We start from the raw sequence: 21,485 nt of genomic DNA, 5'->3' as shown, positions 1-21,485 counted from the left end.
AACCATGAGTCCGGCACCGGCATCGCCGCGCGGGGCTGTCGAGCCGCATTGCACGGATGGCATTTGGCATGCCTCGTATCCGGCGGGCGTGCCGCGCGATATCGATCCGTCGCGTTACCGTTCGCTCACGCATTTCTTCGATCAAGCCGTCGAGCGCTTTCGCGATCGCGTCGCTTACGTGAGCCTCGGCTCCGAACTCACGTTCGGCGCGCTGCGCGATAAGGCGCTGGCGTTCGCTTCGTATTTGCAAGAGCTCGGCGTCAAACCCGGCGATCGCGTCGCGCTCATGATGCCCAATTCGCTGCCCTATCCCGTGACGCTCTTCGGCGCGCTTGCGGCGGGCGCGATCGTCGTCAACGTGAATCCGCTCTATACGGCGCGCGAACTCGCGTATCAGTTGAAGGATTGCGGCGCGCAGACCATCGTCGTCGCGGAGCCTTTCGCGAAAACATTGCAGGACGCGCAGCACGGCACGCGCATCCGCCATGTGATCGTGAGCACGCTCGGCGACTTGCTCGGCGACGGCCTCAACCTCAAGGGTCAGGCAATCGACTTTTTTCTGCGTCACGTCAAGAAGAGCGTGCCCGCGTACTCGCTACCCGAGGCGGTCGGCTTGCGGCAGGCACTCGCGCGCGGCGCCAGGCGCAAGTTCGAACCGGTGCGCATCGGGCACGGCGATATCGCCTTCATCCAATATACCGGCGGTACCACGGGCGTGGCGAAGGGCGCGATGCTCACGCACCGCAATGTCGTCGCCAACGTGATGCAGGCGCTTGCGTGGGCGCGCGCGAGGCTCGTCGATGGCGCCGAAACGGTGGTCACGCCGCTGCCGCTCTATCACATCTATTCGCTGACGATGAATGCGCTCGTGTTCCTCGGCATCGGCGCGCGCAATGTGCTGATCGCCAATCCACGCGATCTCAGCACGTTCATGCGCGCGCTGCGCCGTGAGAACTTCACCGCGATCAGCGCGCTCAACACGCTCTACAACGCGCTGCTCGACAACGACGAATTCCGCGCGCGCGACTTCTCCGCGCTCAAGCTTGCGATGTCGGGCGGCATGGCCACGCAACGCGGCGTCGCCGAACGCTTCGCGAAGCTCACGGGCTTGTCGATCACCGAGGGTTACGGGCTCACCGAATGCTCACCGCTCGTGTGCGCGAGTCCCATCGGTGTCGAAGACAACATGGCTTTCGATGGCAGCATCGGCCTGCCCGTGCCTTCCACGCTCGTGCGCATGCGCCGCGAAGACGGCGTATGGGCCGACATCGGCGAACGCGGCGAGCTTTGCGTGTGGGGCCCGCAAGTGATGAAAGGCTACTGGAATCGGCCTATCGAGACCGCGCGGATTATCGGCGCGGACGGCTGGCTCGCCACCGGCGACATCGGCGTAATGGACGCGCGCGGGTTCGTTCGTATCGTCGATCGCAAGAAGGACATGATGATAGTGTCCGGGTTCAACGTGTATCCGAACGAGATCGAGGACGTGCTCGCGGCGCATCCGAAAGTACATTCGGCGGCGGCTATCGGCGTGCCCGACGCGGTGACGGGCGAACGCGTGAAGGTGTTCGTCGTGCGGCGCGACGCCACGCTCACCGTGGAAGAAGTCCTCGCCTTCGCCCGTTTACATCTGACCGGCTACAAGATGCCGGCGTTCGTGGAGTTTCGGGATTCGCTGCCGCTTTCGACCATCGGCAAGGTTTTGCGACGCGAATTACGCGATGCTGAACGCGCGAAGCTTAAGGAGTAGCATCACTGGTCCAATCGGAGAACTCATGCCGCCAGTGCCGCCAGTGCCGTCAGTGCAATTGCGCCGCATCACGAACTGGCGGCTCGCCTGTGCGAGCCTGTGTTTTCTGCTGCTCGCGATGTTCGCGCTGTTCGAATCGCACGCGTACGCACAGGTTGGCGCGGACCGCATCGCCACGCTCGATGCCGATCAGCAGGTTGCGTGGCTGACCGGCGCGGCGGCGAGCGGCGAGCTTGCGGCGCTCGACGACGAGCAACTCGTCACCCTCTTCCAGTCGCTCGATCCTCACACGCTGCCGCGTTACTTGAGCGCGGGCACGCACCGCTTTGCATCGTGCGAATTCACCATGTGGCGGCGCGAACGCGTGAAGGGAAAATGGCCGAAGCGCGCCGACCACATGCTCGTGCGCGTGACGCGCGAACCGCTGCGCATCTACGCCAAATGGTTGCCCGACGGCGCGCATGCGGGCCAGGAGATCATCTACGACGATTCGACGCGTCCCCGTGAGCTATACGGGCATCTGGGCGGGCTGTTCGGCGTGGTGCCGATGTGGACGAAGATCGACGGCGCCTTTGCGCGCGCGCAGTCGAATCATTCGATCCGCGAACTCAGCATCGACGCCATCACGCAGCGTTTCATCGACGAAAGCCGCCGCTTCATCGAAGCGGGCATCACGCGGCCGGCCAGCGTCGATGTGCGGACTATCGACGGTGTGCGCGTCGTCGCCCTCACCTACGATACGCCGAGCGGCCAGCCCGACTTCTACGCCAAGCGCGAAGTGCTCGGTCTCGATCTGACGCGTCCGCTTTTGCGCAGCATCGAATCGTTCGATAACGACGGCGAGCAGTTCGAAAGCATCGTGCTCGAACGCATCGATCCCAAGCCCTTCGACGACCTGACGTTCGACCCGAAAAATCCCGACTATCGCTTCTGATGGCGGCGCTCTGAAGTGCTCGCTGACTTGACGACACACGCTGTAACAAGCGCGATTTCCCGGCATCGGTTAATTTTAAGTTTCGCCTAAGAATCGGCTTCTAACCTTGCCGGACTTCATCGACATCAACGTCGGCTGCCGGATGTCACCGGCGCCCAGAATCGTCATGTAACAACCAAGGAGTTCGGTCCATGAACCTCCGTTTAGCTTCCGCTTCGGCGCCCGTGCGGGCCATCAAACGGCTGCTCAGCCATCACGAAATCGCCACGCTGCTTTTGCTTTTGCACGCGCCGATCGACGCCATGGCCGCGACGCCGGATGTCGCTTCGTTGCAGGAATATGGCTACGTCGAAATCGTGTCTCCCGAAGCGGGCGCACCGAAAGTCCGGCTGACCGAAGACGGCAATGCCGTATTGCGCGGGTTGGGCGTTCGCTAAAGACGCGCGCTTGGCACGTGCTCGACACTCATTCGGCGTCGCGATCTCTGTAATAATCGGTTGATCCCATTCACAACCGACCAAGGAGTGATTCGCGATGTCCGCTACTGAACCCATCGTTCAACGTGTGTTGCTCACCAACGACGACGGCATCGACGCCCCCGGCCTTGCCGTGCTCGAAGCCGTCGCCCGCGAAATCGCGCACGAAGTCTGGGTGATCGCACCCGAGCACGATCAGAGCGGCACGTCGCACTCCATCAGTCTTCATTCGCCGTTGCGCGTGTCGCGTCAGGGCGAACGGCGCTTCGGCGTGCAAGGCACACCCGGCGACTGCGTCGTGATGGCCGCGCGCCATCTCATGAAAGATGCGCCGCCCGATCTCGTGCTTTCTGGCATCAATCGCGGTGCGAATCTTGGCGTCGAGACCATGTTTTCCGGCACGGTCGGCGCAGCCATGACAGGCTTGCTGCTCGGCTTGCCGTCCATCGCGTTGAGCCAGACATTTTCAGATCGCGACAACGTGCGCTGGGACACGGCGAGCGCGCTCGCGCCCGGCGTGATCCGTCAGTTGCTCGCCATCTCGCACGACGCGCCGACGTGTCTCAACGTCAATTTCCCCGATTGCGATGCAGAAGCCGCCGGTCCGCTTACCGTGACGCGGCAAGGCGCCGGGCTCGTGGAAGGTATCGACGTCATCGCGGAAGTCGACCCGCGCGGTCTCGATTACTATTGGCTACGCTTTCAACGCGGCGCACGTGAGAATGCGCCCGACACCGAGACGGCGAACGTGGCGGCCCGACGCATTGCGGTGACGCCGCTCAATTTCGATCGCACCGACGCCCGCACCTTCGCCACGCTCGAAGCCGGCTTGCGCGGCGCACGGTAGCGCGTTGTTGGCTAGAACGTTTCCTCTCAGACGCAGATACGGCTTTCTCGTATGCTGACGCGACCCGCCGTACCAGCGCGCGGGATGACGATTAGAAAAAGGAGACACCCTATGAAGCGTGCGATCAGCCGCGCATGCGCCGCTGCGCTCTTGGCGCTGTCGGCGGCAAGCGCGTTTGCGCAAGCGCCTACGCCCGTTGGCACATGGCAGACTATCGACGATGCCACGGGCAAGCCGAAGGCGATCATTCAGATCGTCGACGACGGCAGCGGCCAGTTGTCGGGACGCGTGGTGCGCGGCATCGGCGAATTCGATCATCCGGAGCGGCGCTGCACGGCCTGCACCGACGAGCGGCGCGATCAACTAGTGAAAGGCATGACCATCATCACCGGTCTCAGGCAGAACGGCGACGCCTGGGAAGACGGGCAGATTCTCGACCCTGAAAACGGCAAGCTCTACAAGTGCAAGATGAAGCTCGAGGACGGCGGACAGAAACTCGTGGTGCGCGGGTATATCGGCGTGTCACTCTTGGGGCGCTCGCAGACATGGTTGCGTCAGTGATCTCGCTCAAATGAAAAAACCGGCCAAGGCCGGTTTTCGTTTTGCATCCTCTTTGCAGACGCTTTGCAGACGCTTCGCACGTGGCCGATGTCACGCAGCGCGGCGTTCCGCTTCGACGCTTTCTTCCATGAGCGATGGAAGCTCCGCCGGAACGCGCATGCGAGAAGTCATCAACGCGTAAAGGGACTCGCCTGCCGGGCCGAACAACTGCGTCATCACGCGCAGCAGCACGCCCGATTCGTGCCACGCCTTGAAGCGCCGGTGACAGGTCTGATACGACGGGTATTTGCGCGGCATGGTGGACCACGACGCGCCGCTATACATGACCCAGAGCACGCCATTTAGCACGGCGCGGGTGTTGGCGAGCGGCCGACCGCGCAGTTCGGAACGCGGCCTCAGCTCGGGGAGCAACGGCGCCACCATTTGCCATTCTTCGTCGGACATGTCGCGGTAGGGCTTCACGTTAATTTCTCCAATTTACTGTACCCGGCAACGATACCGAGCGCACCAAAGCGGGGAAATAAGAGTCCTCCTAATCTTGAAAAAGCCCGACAAGCCTTACGCCAATTGGCTGAACGGCTATTTTTGGTTTCTCGGTATTAGGTCAGTGAGATATCCGATAGACGGCGCGGCGACTCCAGATATTCCTTCGACTGCATTTCCACGATGCGCGATACCGTGCGCGCGAATTCATTGGCCATCGGTCCTTCCACGTACAGGTCTTCGGCGGGCACCGCCGCCGACATCAGCAGCTTGACCTTGTGGTCGTAGAACACGTCGATGAGCCACGTAAAGCGACGCGCTTCCGATGCCATGCGCGGCGACATCTGCGGCACGTCCGACAGAATCACGGCGTGAAAGCGGCTCGCGAGTTCGAGGTAATCGTTTTGCGAACGCGGTCCGCCGCACAAGGTCGCGAAATCGAACCAGACGACGCCGTCCGCGCGACGCAGTGCCTTGAGCTCGCGCTTCTCGATATGCAGCAGCGGGCTTTCGTCCGGCACGGCGGCGAGCTTCGCGAAGTCGTCGCGCAAGGCTTTATCCGCGGCCGCGCCGAGCGGCGTGTGATAGGCCTGCACGGTCGAAAGCGTCAGTCTGCGATAGTCGGTGCCGGCATCGACATTCAGGACGTCGAGATGCTTCTTGATGAGTTCGATAGCCGGCAGCAGCCTGTCGCGATGCAGGCCTTCCGGGTACAACGTGTTCGGCTCGTAATTGGACGTCATCACGAACTGCACGCCGTTGGTGAAGAGGCGATCGAGCAGGCGATAAAGAATCATCGCGTCGGCGATATCGGAGACGTGGAATTCGTCGAAGCAGATCAGCCGGTAACGCTTCGCGATGCGCCGCGCGAGTTCGTCGAGCGGATCGGCCTGGCCCTTAAGGTCTTCCAGTTCGCGATGCACCTCGCGCATGAACTCGTGAAAATGCAAACGCGTCTTGCGCTGCACCGGCACGACCGCATAGAAGCTGTCCATCAGAAAGCTCTTGCCGCGCCCGACGCCGCCCCATAGATACACGCCGCGCGGCAGCTCCGGATGCACGAGAAACTTCATGATCGCGTTCGAGCGGCGCGACTTGTAGGAGATCCATTCGTCGTAACAGCGCTGCAGCCGCGCGACCGCCGCGAGCTGCGCCTCGTCCGATCGATAGCCCCGCGTGCGCAGCTCGTTTTCGTAGTATTCGGTGACGTTCATGATGCGGCTTGTAGCGCTGATGCCGTTGAATGTGACGAAGGCGAACGGTTTGATCCGCTCGCCTTCGTTGCGATGCCGGCCGAGCCGGGCCGAGTCCGGCCGGGTCCGACCGGGTCCTTTAAGACCCGGCGAACTTACATGTTCAGCGCGCGTTTATCGACTGCGAGCGCCGCTTCGCGCATGACTTCGGAAAGCGACGGATGCGGATGGCAAATGCGGCCGATGTCTTCGGCGGCCGCCTTGAACTCCATCGCCACCACGGCTTCCGCGATCAGGTCCGACGCGTCGGCCGCGATGATATGCACGCCGAGAATCTCGTCGGTCTTCGCGTCCGCGATCATCTTGACGAAGCCATCCGCACGGCCTATACCCAATGCGCGGCCATTGGCCATCATCGGGAACTGGCCGAACTTGAACTCGCGCCCTTCCGCCTTGAGCTGCTGCTCGGTCTTGCCGACCCACGCGATTTCCGGTTCCGTGTAGATGACCCACGGAATGCAGTTGTAGTCGATATGCGGCTTCTGACCGTCGATGATCTCGGCCACCGCCACGCCTTCGTCTTCCGCCTTGTGCGCGAGCATCGGGCCGCGCACCACGTCGCCGATTGCGTACACGTTCGGCACGGCGGTCGCGCAGTGTTCGTCCACGTCGATGAAACCGCGCTCGTTGGCCTTCAGGCCGATTGCTTCCAGACCGAGATTGTCCGTGTTCGGCACGCGGCCGATGGACACGATCAGGCGGTCCGCTTCCAGCGTCTTTGCATTACCCGTGCTGTCCGTGTACGCGATGGAAACGCCGCTCTCCGTGGTCTTCACTTCGCCGATCTTCACGCCGAGGTGAATGTCGAGGCCCTGCTTCTTGAACTGCTTCGCGGCTTCACGCGCGAGCGCTTCGTCCGCTGCGCCGAGGAACTGCGGCAGCGCTTCGAGCACGGTCACGTCCGCGCCGAGACGGCGCCACACAGAACCCAGTTCCAGACCGATCACGCCCGCGCCGATCACGGCGAGCTTCTTCGGCACGGCGTCGAAGGACAACGCGCCTTCGTTGTCGGCGACGATCTTGTTGTCGACCGGGATATTCGGCAGATGACGCGCCTTCGAACCCGTGGCGATGATCACGTTCTTCGCCGTGACCGTTTCCGTTTCGCCTTCGCCCGACACTTCGATCTGCACGCCGGCCTCGGTCTTGCCGGCGAACTTGCCGTGACCCTTGAGCCACGTGATCTTGTTCTTGCGGAACAGGAACTCGATGCCCTTCGTCATCTTCTCGACGATGCCGTCCTTGCGCGCGAGCATCTTCGAGACATCGAGCTTCACGTCCGACACGCTGATGCCGTGATCGCCCAGATGCTTCGCCGTGTTCTCGAACTCTTCCGACGACGCGAGCAGCGCCTTCGACGGAATGCAGCCCACGTTCAGGCACGTACCGCCGAGCTTGAGCGTGCCCGCCGGATTTTTCCACTTCTCGATACACGCAACCGACTTGCCGAGCTGCGCTGCGCGAATGGCCGCGATATAGCCACCGGGGCCCGCGCCGATCACGACGACATCAAATTCCTTGGACATGACTTTCCCTTGATATGACTCCGCTCATGCGGAGACGCCCTTCACGGTGCGCGCGAGCCTATCGCGCGCACCAGGGCAACATGCGTTCTACGCTTACAGGTCGAGCAGCAGACGAGCCGGATCTTCCAGCGCGTCCTTCATGGCGACGAGCGACAGCACGGCCTCGCGGCCGTCGATGATGCGGTGATCGTAAGACAGCGCCAGATAGTTCATCGGGCGGATCACGATCTGGCCGTTTTCCACCACGGCGCGTTCCTTGGTGGCGTGCACGCCAAGAATCGCGGACTGCGGCGGGTTGATGATAGGCGTCGACAGCATGGAGCCGAACACGCCACCATTCGAGATGGAGAACGTGCCGCCCGTCATTTCGTCGATGGACAGTTTGCCGTCCTTCGCCTTCTGACCGAATTCGGCGATCTTCTTTTCGATGTCGGCGAGGCTCATCTGATCTGCATTACGCAGAATGGGCACGACGAGACCACGCGGCGAACCGACCGCGATACCGATGTCGAAGTAACCGTGATAGACGATATCGTTACCGTCGATCGACGCGTTCACGAGCGGGAACTTTTTCAGCGCGTGCACGGCGGCCTTCACGAAGAACGACATGAAGCCGAGCTTCACGCCATGTTCCTTCTCGAAGCGGTCCTTGTACTTGTTGCGCAGATCCATGACCGGCGCCATGTTGACTTCGTTGAACGTCGTCAGGATGGCGTTGGTCTGCTGCGATTCGAGCAGACGCTCGGCGATACGCGCACGCAGACGCGACATGGGCACCCGTTGTTCCGGGCGATCCTTGAGCCACTGATCCGCCGATGCGGGCGCCTTCACGTCCGGCAGCGACGGCTTCGCGGCGCGTGCGGCAGCCGGAGCCGGTGCGGCGGCGGGCGCCGGAGCAGCAGCCTTGGCGGGCGCGGCAGCGGCGGATGCCGAAGCGCTGAGTGCATCGCCCTTCGTGATGCGGCCGTCGCGGCCGGAGCCTGCAACCTGGTCCGCGGATACGCCCTTCTCGGCCAGAATCTTCGTGGCCGAAGGCGATGCGGCACCGCCCGTGGCTTGCGCCGAACCTTGCGCGGCCGCCGGAGCAGCAGCCGATGCGGCGGCAGGCTCGGCTTCGGGCGCCGGTTTCACTTCCGCGTCGCCAGCGGCGGCGGCGGCCGGTGCTTCACCGGCCTTGGCTTCGGTGTCGATCTTCGCGATGATTTCATCGGCGGCGACGATATCGCCGTCATGCTTGATGACTTGCGCCAGCACGCCGGCGGACGGTGCGGGCACTTCGAGCACGACTTTGTCGGTCTCGATTTCGATGAGGATTTCGTCCCGGGCGACAGCCTCGCCCGGCTTCTTCTTCCACTGCAGCATGGTCGCTTCTGAAACCGACTCCGAAAGCTGGGGAACCTTGACTTCTACGATAGCCATTTCTGTTTTGTCCTGATACGTGTCTGTATGAATGCGAGCGACGCGATGCACGGCGACCTGACGCCGCATTCGATGCGCGTTTCGCGTACGGGACCGGCGAGCCTCGCCCGCGCGGTCCCGTCAAGCCGTGTTACTTCGCGATCACCTGCGCGCCCTTGAGGCGGCCGAACGCGCCTTCCACGAGCGCCTTTTGTTGCTCGTAGTGCTTCGCGTAGTAACCGACCGCGGGCGAAGCCGAAGCCGGACGGCCGCTATATGCGAGCTTCATGCCGTCCTTCATGCCTTCACGCAGATGGTGCTCGATGTAGAACCAGGCGCCCTGGTTCTGCGGCTCGTCCTGCACCCAGACCACTTCGGTCGCGTTCTCGTATTTCTTGAGTTCCGCGTCGAACTGCTTGTGCGCGAACGGATAGAGCTGCTCGATACGCACGATGGCGACGTCGTTGCTCTTCGCTTCGCGGCGATGCGCGACGATGTCGTAATACACGCGGCCCGAGCAGACGACCACGCGCTTGACCTTCTTCGCGTCGATGGCCTCGTCCACTTCGCCGATGACCGGCTGGAACGAACCCTTCGCCAGTTCCGACAGGTCCGACACGGCTTCCTTGTGACGCAGAAGCGACTTCGGCGTGGCGATGATCAGCGGCTTTCTGAACAAGCGGATCATCTGGCGGCGCAACAGATGGAAGATTTGCGCCGGCGTGGTGGGCTGCACCACTTGCATGTTGTGATCCGCGCACAACTGCAGGAAACGTTCGATACGTGCCGACGAGTGCTCCGGACCTTGGCCTTCGTAGCCGTGCGGCAGCAGCATGGTGAGACCCGAGACGCGGCCCCATTTCACTTCGCCCGACGAGATGAACTGGTCGATCACGACTTGCGCGCCGTTCACGAAGTCGCCGAACTGCGCTTCCCACGCGACGAACGTGTTCGGCTCGGCGGTCGAATAACCGTATTCGAAACCGAGCACCGCTTCTTCGGACAACACGGAGTCGATCACCGAGAACTTGGCCTGACCTTCGGCAATGTTCTGCAGCGGAATGTACGTGCCGTCGTTCCAGCGCTCGCGGTTTTGATCGTGCAACACCGCGTGACGGTGCGTGAACGTGCCGCGGCCCGAGTCCTGACCCGTCAGACGCACCGCATAACCCGAAGCGACCAGCGACGCGAACGCGAGATGCTCGCCCATGCCCCAGTCGAGCTTGGCTTCGCCACGGCCCATGGCGCGGCGATCGTTGATCACGCGCTCGACGAGCGGATGCACCTTGAAGTTTTCCGGGATCGTCGTGATGCGCTCGGCCAGCCGCTTGAGTTCGGCGAGCGGCACGGCGGTGTCGGCCGCGTCGGTCCACTTGCGATTCAGGAACGGCACCCAGTCGACCGCGTACTTGCTCTTATAGTTCGAGAGCACCGGGTCGATGGTGTGGTGACCTTCGTCCATTGCCGTGCGGTACGCCTTGACGTATTCGTCCGCGACTTCGGGCGTGATGACGCCTTGCTGCACGAGCTTTTCGGCATACAGCGCGCGCGTGCCCGGATGCTTGGCAATAGTCTTGTACATCAGCGGCTGCGTGACCGCCGGCGTGTCCTGCTCGTTGTGACCGAGCTTGCGGAAGCAGACGATATCGACGACCACGTCCTTATGGAACTTCGTGCGGAAGTCGATGGCGAGCTGCGTGGCGAGCACCACGGCTTCGGGATCGTCGCCGTTCACGTGCAGCACCGGCGCTTCGATCATCTTGACGACGTCCGAGCAGTACAGCGTCGAGCGAGAGTCGCGCGGGTCCGAGGTCGTGAAGCCGATCTGATTGTTGATGACGATATGCAGCGTGCCGTGCGTGCCGTAGCCGCGCGTCTGCGCGAGGTTCAGCGTTTCCATCACGACGCCCTGGCCCGCGAAAGCGGCGTCGCCGTGAATCTGCACCGGCAGCACTTGCAGGCCTTCTTCGTCGCCACGGCGATCCATCCGCGCCTTGGCCGACCCTTCGACCACCGGGTTCACGATTTCCAGATGCGACGGGTTGAACGCGAGCGACAGGTGAACCGGGCCGCCATCGGTCGAGACGTCCGACGAGAAACCCTTGTGATACTTGACGTCGCCAGCCGGCAGGTCATCGACGTGCTTGCCTTCGAATTCGGCGAAGAGGTCGGCGGGCATCTTGCCGAGCGTATTGACCAGCACGTTCAGACGCCCGCGGTGCGCCATGCCGATGACGATTTCCTGCACGCCGTTCGCGCCTGCGTGACGGACGACTTCGTCCATCGACGCGATGAAGCTCTCGCCGCCTTCCAGCGAGAAGCGCTTCTGACCGACGTACTTGGTGTGCAGGAAACGCTCGAGGCCTTCGGCGGCCGTCAGGCGATTCAGGATGTGCTTCTTCTTGTCGTTCGAGAAGTTGGGCGTCGAGCGCGTCGACTCGAGCTTCTCTTTCCACCAGCGCTTTTGTTCGGGGTCGCTGATGTACATGTATTCGGCGCCGATCTTGCCGCAATACGTGTCACGCAATGCCTTGACGATCTCGCGCAGGCTCGCGCGCTCGAAACCGAAATACAGGTTCGTGGCGCTGAACGTCTGGTCCATGTCGGCTTCGGTGAAGTCGTAGAACGCAGGTTCGAGTTCAGGAATATGCGGACGCTCGCGGCGCTTGAGCGGATCGAGGTCGGCCAGTTGCGAGCCGAGGAAGCGATATGCGCCGATCAGTGACTGGACGTAGACCTGCTTGCGCGCGGTGGCGAGATCTTCGCCGCCGCCTTCACGAGGAACGAAGGCGTTGGACTTCGCGCGCTGCGCAAAGGATTCGACGATAGGGCCGTGAGCCACGTCGCTCTGAGCCGTGCCGTCGGATGCTGGCACGTTCTGAAGCGCGTCGAAATAGGTGCGCCAGGTCTCGGGGACCGACGCCGGGTTGTCTAGATATTGCTCGTACAGTTCTTCTACGTACGGAGCGTTACCGCCGAACAAATAGGAGTTCGACTGGAATTGCTTCATCATTTTACGCTCACCTTTCTTCGAGTTTCTCGAGGAAGTGCGGGTTAAGAAACCTTCCGCGCCACGGCCTGACCGTTTAGCGGATTGCGCGAATCAAGTCTGCTTGGAAGGACCTAAAAAGCGACAGCTAATCCGATTAGCATAGCACAGAACCAATCGTCATATGACAGGTGGTCGCACCTTGGAGCCTCGGCTTCGCCCTTCTGCAACGCAGATGTGCGGGCATTCGCGCGATAAGCAAGCGATGTTATTGCGCGCGCGTCGGCAGCGCTTTCGGAAGCTTTAGCGATGAGATAAAAAAAGCCGCCCGAAGGCGGCTTTGTCACTTGCATGCGAACGAACGCGTTAGTCGGCTGCACCTTCACGGCTCGCGCGACGACGCTCGTGTTCCTTCAGATGACGCTTGCGCAGGCGGATGGACTGCGGCGTCACCTCGACGAGTTCGTCGTCGTCGATGAACTCGACCGCGTATTCCAGCGACAGCTGAACCGGCGGCACGAGACGCACGGCTTCGTCCGTACCCGATGCGCGCACGTTGGTAAGCTGCTTACCCTTGATCGGGTTCACGACCAGGTCGTTGTCGCGGCTATGGATACCGATGATCATGCCTTCGTACAGCGCGTCGCCCGGCGTCACGAACATGCGGCCGCGATCCTGCAGCTTCCACAGTGCGTAGGCGACAGCGGCGCCATCGTCTTGCGAGATCAGCACGCCATTGCGACGTTCGCCGACCGAACCTTCCTTCACCGGCGAGTACGAGTCGAACGTATGGCTCATCAGACCCGTCCCGCGCGTAAGCGTCAGGAATTCGCTCTGGAAACCGATCAGACCGCGCGCCGAAATCTTGTATTCGAGACGCGTACGGCCACGGCCGTCGGACGTCATGTCGAGCATTTCGCCCTTGCGACGGCCGAGTTCTTCCATCACGCCGCCCTGATGCTGGTCTTCGATATCCACCGTCAGGTTTTCATACGGCTCGTGCTTCACGCCGTCGATTTCTTGCAGCACCACGCGCGGGCGCGACACGGCGAGTTCGTAACCTTCACGGCGCATGTTCTCGACCAGAATGGTCAGATGCAGTTCGCCGCGACCCGACACTTCGAACGTGGTTTCGTCGCCCGTGTCTTTCACGCGCAGCGCCACGTTGTGGTTCAGTTCCTTCGTGAGACGGTCGCGAATCTGGCGGCTCGTCACGAACTTGCCTTCCTTTCCCGCGAGCGGCGACGAGTTCACGAGGAAGTTCATCGTGAGCGTGGGTTCGTCGACGGTGATCATGGGCAGCGCTTCGGGATTTTCCGGCGCGCAGATGGTCACGCCGATACCGATTTCCTCGATACCGTTGATCAGCACGATGTCGCCCGCCTGCGCTTCCTCGACCTGCACGCGCTCGAGGCCGTGGAACGACAGCACCTGATTGATCTTGCGATTGATGATCGCGCCGTCCGGACCCGAACGCACGGCCACTTGCATGCCCGGGCGAATACGGCCGCGCGCCACGCGACCCACGCCGATACGGCCGACATACGAGTTGTAGTCGAGCGAAGTGATCTGCAGTTGCAGGGGACCATCGGGGTCCGACGGGCGCACCGGCACGTGTTCCAGAATGGCTTCGAAGAGCGGACGCATGGTGCCTTCGCGCACTTCCGGGTCGAGACCGGCATAGCCGTTCAGGCCCGACGCGTAGACGATCGGGAAGTCGAGCTGCTCTTCGGTCGCGCCCAGCTTGTCGAACAGATCGAACGTCTGGTTGATCACCCAGTCGATACGCGCGCCCGGACGGTCCACCTTGTTGATGACGACGATGGGCTTGAGACCGAGCGCGAGCGCCTTCTTGGTCACGAAGCGCGTTTGCGGCATCGGGCCTTCGACGGCGTCGACGAGCAACAGCACGGAATCGACCATGGAGAGCACACGCTCCACTTCACCGCCGAAGTCGGCGTGTCCCGGCGTGTCGACGATATTGATGTGCGTGCCTTCGTATTCGACCGCGCAATTCTTCGCCAGGATCGTGATGCCACGTTCTTTTTCGATGTCGTTCGAGTCCATGACCCGTTCGGCGACCTGTTGGTTTTCCCGGAACGTGCCCGATTGACGGAGCAACTGGTCGACGAGCGTGGTCTTGCCGTGGTCGACGTGGGCGATGATTGCGATATTGCGTAGGGCGCGAGTCATAGAAGGTATCTTGGTTATGCGCCGTCGAAGCAGGCCTGAGTCCATCCAGAACATTCTGGATAAGGAGGCGTCGTGGCTCGGCAGGCCGTCTTTGACGCAATGCTGTTCCGACTGAGCTTGTCCGGCAGCGCGCAAGTTCCTTGTGCGCTGCATTCCGTCCGGCTTATGTCTTTCGGACGTAGTTCTTGTACTTCGCGGGTACTTCGTCTTGTACTTCGCGGGTACTTGGCTCGTTACTTCGCTTGTTACTTCGGACGGCTCGTCAGTCGGCGCAGTTGCATGTGAATCACGGTCCCGGCGCGGTGAGAACCGTAAATTATAGCACGCACGGAAGTCACTTTCTGACAATAGGCCGCGACCCGTAATTGCGATGTTGCGCCGCCGCCGCGTCATCTATGTGATAAACGCGCTTGGCTTAGTGCGGCGGGCCGCCCCGGCCGATTATTAAGCGTTCTTGGAAAAGATTCTTGCAGCGACATGTTGCCCTACCTATAATACTGCCTAGTCAATTATTGCGACCGCACAAGAATTTACAATGAGTGAGGCTCCAAAACCCGCTGGCATCGGCGATTACGTCCTGAGCGAAAGCGTGGGCTACCTCATCAGCCGGGTGCGCTCCACCATGTGGAACATGGTGACGCAGCACACCTCCTCCGAGCTCGGCATTACCGGAACGCAGGCGAGCATTATGTTCATGCTGGCGGTGGGCAAATGCGCGACGGCGGCGGATATTGCACGTGAGTACGGTATCGACGCAAGCGCGGTCACGCGTCTGATCGACCGGCTGGAGAAGCGCGGCCTGCTGTCGCGCGTGCGCAGCGAGGCGGACCGGCGCGTGGTTCGACTGGCGCTCACCGAAGACGGCCGCGTGATGGCCGAACAAGTGCCCGCCATCTTTACAAGCGTCCTGGACAATCTTCTTGCAGGCTTCACGCCCGAGGAAGTCGGATTTCTCAAGAGCATGCTGCGACGCGTACTGGCAAACTCGTGCGACTCCGCCGCGGCCCTCGCGCTGAACGCGAACGACAAGCCCGCGACGTCATTGCGATGACAAGCAAATCCGCCGCTACGGCGCAAAAAAATGATTGCAACGTCCATCTTTAATTCTCATCTCAAGAGACGAGCGATGAAACACCTATCCTTGCCAGCGCTCCGAGGCATCGGGCTGCCGGGAAGCGCGAAGACCGCGTTGGCGGCCGCCGCTGCCGCGCTGACCATCGCCGGATGCGCGAACTATTCGGGCATTTCGAGCGACAAGACAATCGCCACGCCCGACGACTACAGCGCGACGCAAAGCGTGCCGGGACAAGGCGGCCAGTGGCCGTCGCTCGACTGGGCTAAGCAGTTCGGCGACCCGCAATTGCCGCAACTCATCGACGAAGCGCTTGCGGACAATCCGAGCATTGCGCAGGCCCAATCGCGAATTGCAAAGGCATCGTCGTATATCGAAACCTCGCGTTCGGCGCTGTCGCCTAAGGTCAACGGTTCGTATTCGTGGACTCGCGAGCTCTACTCCGCCAACGCGCTTTTCCCGCCGCCCTACGGTGGAACGTGGTTCAGCGAGAACAACGTGCTTGCCAGCGCGTCTTGGGATCTCGACCTCTGGGGCAAGAATCGCGCGCGTCTGAATCAAGCGGTCTCGCTGGAAAAGGCGGCCGAGGCCGACATGCAGCAGGCGCGCGTCACGCTCGCGGCGTCGGTGGCGCGCACGTATAACCAGCTTGCGTTGCTTTACGCACTGCGCGATGTCACCCAGCGCGAGATTTCGAATCGCGAGAACGTGGGCCGCATCACCAACGGACGCGTGACCGCCGGTCTCGATACCAACGTGGAACGCCGCACCGCCGAAGGCAACACCGCGACGAGCCAGACCAACCTCAGCGAACTCGACGGCCAAATCGAGTCGGTGCGCTATCAGCTCGCGGCGCTGCTGGGCAAGGGTCCGGACCGCGGCCTGCAGATCGCCAATCCGGTGATCAATTCGAACATCACCGTCGCGCTGCCCGACAACGTGCCCGCCGACCTCGTCGCGCGCCGTCCGGACATCGTCGCGGCACGCTGGCAGGTCGAGTCGGCAACGCACAACATCAAGGAAGCGAAGGCCGAGTTCTTCCCGGACATCAACCTCGCCGCGGGCTTCGGTTTCGACGCGTTCGGCTGGGGCCGCTTCCTCACTTCGAGCAGCCGTCAGGTCCAGGCCGGTCCGGCCATCCATCTGCCGATCTTCGATGCCGGCGCACTGCGCGCCCAGTTGAAGGGCCGTTATGCCGACTTCGAAGGCGACGTCGCCAACTACAATCAGACGCTCATCAACGCGATGAACGACGTGGCGACCAATATCTCGGCCATCCGCTCGCTCGACCGTCAGATGGGCGACGCCCAACGCGCGCTCGCGGCGGCGTCGAACGCCTACGAGCTCGCGGTGATCCGCTACAAGGCCGGGCTGTCGCCGCAACTGCAAGTGCTGACGGCCGACCAGAACCGCCTCGCCAACGAGCAGACCGTGACCAATCTGCGCTTGAGGCGCAGCGACCTGCAGATCGCGCTGATCAAATCGCTCGGCGGCGGATTCGACGCGACCGATTCGAATCTCGCGATCGACGGCAGCGGACAGCCCAAGGGCACGCAACAGACGGCAAGCCAACCGGCGCAGTCGAACTGAGCCGCGCCCAAGTACAAGAACACGCATCAAGATAAATACGAAACATTCGGAGCCTTCAATGAGCGACCCTCAACAAAACGCCGCCGCAGCCGCCGCCGCTCCCGCGCCCAAGCAGCGCAACGGCAAACGCCGCGTGCTCATGACGCTGATCGTGCTCGTCGTCATCATCGCCGCCGTGGCGTACGGCCTTTACTACTTCCTCGTCGCGCGCTTTCACGAGTCCACCGACGACGCCTACGTGAACGGCAACGTCGTGCAAATCACGCCGCAAGTGGTTGGCACGGTCATTTCGGTGAACGCGGACGATACCCAGACGGTGAAGGTCGGCGACCCGCTCGTCGCGCTCGATCCCGCCGACTCGAAGGTCGCGCTCGATCAGGCGGAAGCGAATCTCGCGCAGACCGTGCGTCAGGTACGCACCTTCTTCGTCAACAACAACCAGTACGAAGCGCAGATCGCGCTGCGTCGCTCCGACCTCTCGCGTGCCCAGGACGATTTGCGCCGCCGCATGACGGTCGCGCAAACGGGCGCGGTATCGCTGGAAGAAATCTCGCACGCTCGCGACGCCGTGCGCGGCGCGCAGGCGGCGCTCGATTCGGCCCAGCAGGAACTCGCGTCGAACCGTTCGCTGACCTCGAACACGACGATCGCCGATCACCCGAACGTGCTCGCCGCCGCCGCCAAGGTGCGCGACGCGTACATCAACTACGCGCGCAACACGCTGCCCGCGCCGGTGACGGGCTATGTCGCGAAGCGTTCGGTGCAGGTCGGCCAGCGCGTGGCGCCGGGCAATCCGCTGATGGCCATCGTGCCGCTCAACGGCGTGTGGGTCGATGCCAACTTCAAGGAAGTGCAGCTCAAGCACATGCGCATTGGCCAGCCGGTCGATCTGACGGCCGACCTGTACGGTTCGAGCGTGGTCTATCACGGCAAGGTCGTCGGCTTCTCGGCCGGCACGGGTTCGGCCTTCTCGCTTTTGCCCGCCCAGAACGCGACCGGCAACTGGATCAAGGTGGTGCAACGGCTGCCGGTGCGTATCGCGCTCGATCCGAAGGAACTGGAGCAGCATCCGTTGCGTATCGGCCTGTCGATGGATGTCGACGTGACCATCAAGGATGAACAAGGCGGCCAGCTCGGCCAGGCGCCGAACACGGTTTATCAGACCAACGTGTTCGACAAGTACGGCGATCAGGCCGATCAGGAAATCGCGCGCATCATCCAGCAGAACGCGGGCAATGGTCCGCAGGCTTCGTCGGGCGCTTCGTCCTCGCGCGGCAACGGCGCGGCGGCGAAGTCCGCCTCGGCCGCCAAGCTGATGTAAGCGGACACGGACCTCATCGATGTCTCAAGCCAACGTCGTTCATCCGCCGTTGACGGGCGGGAAGCTCGTCATCGGGACGATCGCCGTGTCGCTCGCCGTATTCATGAACGTGCTCGACACGTCGATCGCGAACGTCTCGATTCCGTCGATCTCGGGCGATCTCGGCGTCTCGTCCGATCAGGGCACGTGGGTCATCACGTCGTTCGCGGTCGCCAACGCCATCTCGGTGCCGCTCACCGGCTGGCTCACGCAGCGCATCGGGCAAGTGAAGCTGTTTCTCGGCTCGATCATTCTCTTCGTGATCGCTTCATGGCTGTGCGGACTCGCGCCGACGCTGCCCTTCCTGCTCGCCGCGCGCGTGCTGCAAGGCGCGGTCGCCGGCCCGATGATCCCGCTGTCGCAAACGCTCCTGCTCGCGAGCTACCCGCGCGAGAAAGCGCCCATCGCGTTATCCATGTGGTCGATGACCACGCTCATTGCGCCTGTCGCCGGGCCGATTCTCGGCGGCTGGATCTCGGACAACATCTCATGGCCGTGGATCTTCTACGTGAACATTCCGGTCGGCTTCATTGCGGCCATCGCGACGTTCATGATTTTCCGCGACCGCGATTCCGCCATCCGTAAAGCGCCCATCGATTCGGTCGGGCTCGGCTTGCTCGTAGTCTGGGTCGGCTCGCTGCAGATCATGCTCGACAAGGGCAAGGATCTCGACTGGTTCAATTCGACGACCATCGTCGTGCTCGCACTGGTCGCGGTGATCGCGTTCGCGTTCTTCATCGTGTGGGAGCTGACGGCGGAGCATCCGGTCGTCGATCTGTCGTTGTTCGCGCTGCGCAACTTCTCGGGCGGGACCATTGCGCTCTCGGTCGGCTATGGACTCTACTTCGGCAATCTCGTGTTGTTGCCGCTGTGGCTGCAAACGGTGATCGGCTACACGGCCACCGACGCCGGGCTCGTGATGGCGCCCGTCGGATTGTTCGCGGTGCTGCTCTCGCCGATCACGGGCAAATTCCTGCCGCGCACCGACCCGCGCCGGATTGCAACCGCCGCGTTTCTCGTGTTCGCGCTGTGCTTCTGGATGCGTTCGCGCTACACCACGGGCGTCGATACCTGGTCGCTCACGCTGCCCACGCTGATTCAGGGTATCGCGATGGCGGGCTTCTTCATTCCGCTGGTGTCGATCACGCTGTCGGGTTTGCCGGGGCATCGCATTCCGGCGGCGTCGGGCTTGTCGAACTTCGTGCGGATCATGTGCGGCGGTATCGGCACGTCGATTTTTTCGACGGCCTGGGAGCATCGGTCGATCGTTCATCACGTGCAACTGGTGGAGCAGGCGAATTCGTTCAATCCGAACTTCACCAATTCGATGCAGCAGATGGGCGCAATCGGCTATTCGCACGATCAGACTTACGGTCTATTCAACAGCATGGCGACGCAGCAGGCCGCGCAGCTCGGCGTGAACGACATGTTCTATATCTCGGCGGGGATTTTCGTCGCGCTGATCGCATTGATCTGGATCACGAAGCCCGAACGCTCCGGCGGCGGAGATTCAGCGGCGGCGGCATCGGCGGCGCATTGATCGTTGCGGTTCGTTTGGCACGGACGTAAAAAAGCCCAGACTTCTCGTCTGGGCTTTTTTTCGTTGCGCAGGTTGCAAGTCTGGCGTCGCTGACTCGCTCAGCCCGCCGTGACGATCAACCGTTCCGGCGCAAGCACGCCCTCGCCCGCTTTCGCCACGCCAAGCAGCCGTCCGCCTTCTTGCGTGTACACGCGCACGCGGCCCGCTTCGAGCATGTCCGTCGATACATCCGACAGCTTGAGGCGCTGGCCATGCAAAAAACGCCGGGTGGCATCGTCGTCCAGACGCACTTCCGGGAACGTCGATAGCAGCGCATCCACCGGCTGAAGCCACGCATCGCGCGCGATTTCGTCGATGTTCGCCAATGCATCGAGCGTCACCGCATGGTCGAGCGTCAACGCGCCCACGCCCGTCCGCCGCAACGCCGTCAGATGCGCGCCGCATCCCAACGTCTCGCCGATATCCTCAGCCAGGGTGCGTACATACGTGCCCTTGCTGCAGGTCACGCGAAACGTGACGAGCGGCAACGCACACGCGATCATCTCCAACGCGTGGATGGTGACGTTGCGCCCTTCGCGCTCCACGGTCTGTCCCGCGCGCGCGTATTCGTAGAGCGGCTTGCCGTCACGTTTGAGCGCGGAATACATCGGTGGAATTTGCACGATCTCGCCGAGAAAGCGCGTCATGGCATCTCGCACAGCCGCTTCGTCGCACGTCACCGCGCGCTCGTCGATGGCTTCGCCTTCCGCGTCGCCGGTCGTCGTGCGCATACCGAGGCGCATCGTCGCTTCGTAGGTCTTGTCGGCTTCGAGCAAATCCTGCGAAAACTTGGTTGCTTCACCGAAACAAAGCGGCAGCAAGCCTGTCGCGAGGGGATCGAGCGTACCCGTGTGTCCCGCCTTCTTCGCGAGAAAAAGCCGCTTCGCCTTGATGAGCGCGTCGTTGCTGGACAAACCGAGCGGCTTGTCCAGCAGCAACACGCCATCTAGCGCGCGCCGGGCAATCTTCGGGCGCGGCGAGTCCTTCGTTGCACCGCTCATCGCTCAGGCGCCTTCTTCGTCGTCTTTGGCGCGCGAGGCGTTCGCTTCGTCGATCAGACGCGACATCTCCACGGCTTTCTCGATCGTCTGGTCGTAGTGAAAGTGCAGCGTCGGCACCGTATGAATGTGCAGGCGCTTGAACAATTGGTTATGAAGATGCCCGGCCGCGTGGTTCAACGCTTCCTCGGTTTCCTTCGGGTCGCCGGTGAGCGTCGTGAAATAGACCTTCGCATGCGCGTAATCGGGCGTGAGTTCGACGCTCTGCATCGTCACCATGCCGATGCGCGGATCTTTCACCTCGCGCATCAACTCGGAGAGATCGCGCTGAATCTGATCGGCGATCTGCACGTTGCGATTCGGGGAAGTACGTTTTTTAGCCATGATGTTTTCCGTATTCGTCGCGCGCCGCACAAAAGAAAAAGGGCGGAGCGAGCCGCGCGGCCCGCTCCGCCCTCTCGCCTTGGCGGCTCGCT

The 21,485-nt window shown here is 62.3% G+C and carries 17 protein-coding genes; 9 read left to right on the top strand and 8 right to left on the bottom strand.

Going from position 1 to position 21,485, the window contains the following annotated elements; genetic code table 11:
* The first annotated feature begins 4 nt into the window (after positions 1-4).
* From P9292_RS32440 to P9292_RS32420, 5 genes are all read left to right on the top strand, one after another.
* On the top strand, positions 5-1,750 hold the full coding sequence (locus P9292_RS32440; RefSeq protein WP_309963028.1) for an AMP-binding protein: 1,746 nt from the start codon (positions 5-7) through the stop codon (positions 1,748-1,750).
* 25 nt (positions 1,751-1,775) lie between these two features.
* Positions 1,776-2,684, top strand: coding sequence for a DUF1571 domain-containing protein (locus tag P9292_RS32435; RefSeq protein WP_309963026.1), 909 nt, complete (start codon positions 1,776-1,778; stop codon positions 2,682-2,684).
* Between the two features lie 191 nt (positions 2,685-2,875).
* Positions 2,876-3,121 (top strand): hypothetical protein, encoded by a 246-nt coding sequence (locus P9292_RS32430; protein ID WP_244825389.1) that lies wholly within the window; start codon positions 2,876-2,878, stop codon positions 3,119-3,121.
* A gap of 97 nt (positions 3,122-3,218) precedes the next feature.
* Positions 3,219-4,007, top strand: a complete 789-nt coding sequence (gene surE, locus P9292_RS32425; protein WP_309843277.1) for a 5'/3'-nucleotidase SurE — start codon at positions 3,219-3,221, stop codon at positions 4,005-4,007.
* Between the two features lie 111 nt (positions 4,008-4,118).
* A complete protein-coding gene (locus tag P9292_RS32420; RefSeq protein WP_309963023.1) occupies positions 4,119-4,568 on the top strand; it encodes a DUF2147 domain-containing protein in 450 nt (149 codons plus the stop codon).
* A 90-nt stretch (positions 4,569-4,658) separates the two neighbouring features.
* Here P9292_RS32420 and P9292_RS32415 read toward each other — a convergent pair whose 3' ends face one another.
* From P9292_RS32415 to typA, 6 genes are all read right to left on the bottom strand, one after another.
* Positions 4,659-5,030 (bottom strand): transposase, encoded by a 372-nt coding sequence (locus P9292_RS32415; RefSeq protein ID WP_244825392.1) that lies wholly within the window; start codon positions 5,028-5,030, stop codon positions 4,659-4,661.
* Between the two features lie 137 nt (positions 5,031-5,167).
* A complete protein-coding gene (gene zapE / locus P9292_RS32410; protein WP_309963020.1) occupies positions 5,168-6,265 on the bottom strand; it encodes a cell division protein ZapE in 1,098 nt (365 codons plus the stop codon).
* Between the two features lie 134 nt (positions 6,266-6,399).
* The gene (gene lpdA, locus P9292_RS32405; RefSeq protein WP_309963019.1) at positions 6,400-7,830 is read right to left on the bottom strand and encodes a dihydrolipoyl dehydrogenase; all 1,431 of its coding nucleotides are present in this window, start codon (positions 7,828-7,830) and stop codon (positions 6,400-6,402) included.
* A 93-nt stretch (positions 7,831-7,923) separates the two neighbouring features.
* Positions 7,924-9,249 (bottom strand): 2-oxoglutarate dehydrogenase complex dihydrolipoyllysine-residue succinyltransferase, encoded by a 1,326-nt coding sequence (gene odhB, locus P9292_RS32400; protein WP_309963017.1) that lies wholly within the window; start codon positions 9,247-9,249, stop codon positions 7,924-7,926.
* A 130-nt stretch (positions 9,250-9,379) separates the two neighbouring features.
* Positions 9,380-12,241: a 2-oxoglutarate dehydrogenase E1 component gene (locus P9292_RS32395; RefSeq protein WP_244825396.1), complete on the bottom strand. Its 2,862-nt coding sequence runs from the start codon at positions 12,239-12,241 to the stop codon at positions 9,380-9,382.
* A gap of 342 nt (positions 12,242-12,583) precedes the next feature.
* The gene (gene typA, locus P9292_RS32390) at positions 12,584-14,410 is read right to left on the bottom strand and encodes a translational GTPase TypA (RefSeq protein ID WP_309963015.1); all 1,827 of its coding nucleotides are present in this window, start codon (positions 14,408-14,410) and stop codon (positions 12,584-12,586) included.
* Between the two features lie 535 nt (positions 14,411-14,945).
* On the opposite strand from typA, the gene P9292_RS32385 reads away from it, so the two are divergent.
* From P9292_RS32385 to P9292_RS32370, 4 genes are all read left to right on the top strand, one after another.
* Positions 14,946-15,461 carry a MarR family winged helix-turn-helix transcriptional regulator gene (locus tag P9292_RS32385; protein WP_250509106.1) on the top strand — a complete coding sequence of 172 codons (516 nt, stop codon included), beginning with the start codon at positions 14,946-14,948 and terminating at the stop codon, positions 15,459-15,461.
* 75 nt (positions 15,462-15,536) lie between these two features.
* Entirely contained in the window at positions 15,537-17,072 is a 1,536-nt protein-coding gene (locus tag P9292_RS32380) for an efflux transporter outer membrane subunit (RefSeq protein WP_309963013.1), read from the top strand.
* Positions 17,073-17,130: 58 nt separating this feature from the next.
* Positions 17,131-18,393 carry an HlyD family secretion protein gene (locus P9292_RS32375; RefSeq protein WP_244825400.1) on the top strand — a complete coding sequence of 421 codons (1,263 nt, stop codon included), beginning with the start codon at positions 17,131-17,133 and terminating at the stop codon, positions 18,391-18,393.
* A 19-nt stretch (positions 18,394-18,412) separates the two neighbouring features.
* Positions 18,413-19,972: a DHA2 family efflux MFS transporter permease subunit gene (locus P9292_RS32370; protein ID WP_244825401.1), complete on the top strand. Its 1,560-nt coding sequence runs from the start codon at positions 18,413-18,415 to the stop codon at positions 19,970-19,972.
* A gap of 98 nt (positions 19,973-20,070) precedes the next feature.
* On the opposite strand, the gene truB is transcribed toward P9292_RS32370, so the two are convergent.
* The gene (gene truB, locus P9292_RS32365; RefSeq protein ID WP_250465036.1) at positions 20,071-21,012 is read right to left on the bottom strand and encodes a tRNA pseudouridine(55) synthase TruB; all 942 of its coding nucleotides are present in this window, start codon (positions 21,010-21,012) and stop codon (positions 20,071-20,073) included.
* Positions 21,013-21,015: 3 nt separating this feature from the next.
* The gene (gene rbfA / locus P9292_RS32360; RefSeq protein ID WP_244825403.1) at positions 21,016-21,393 is read right to left on the bottom strand and encodes a 30S ribosome-binding factor RbfA; all 378 of its coding nucleotides are present in this window, start codon (positions 21,391-21,393) and stop codon (positions 21,016-21,018) included.
* Positions 21,394-21,485: the final 92 nt, after the last annotated feature.

Source organism: Caballeronia sp. LZ001, assembly GCF_031450875.1.
Lineage (GTDB): Bacteria > Pseudomonadota > Gammaproteobacteria > Burkholderiales > Burkholderiaceae > Caballeronia.
Note: the sequence above shows the minus strand (reverse complement) of the source record. Positions and strands in the feature narration are given on the sequence as shown.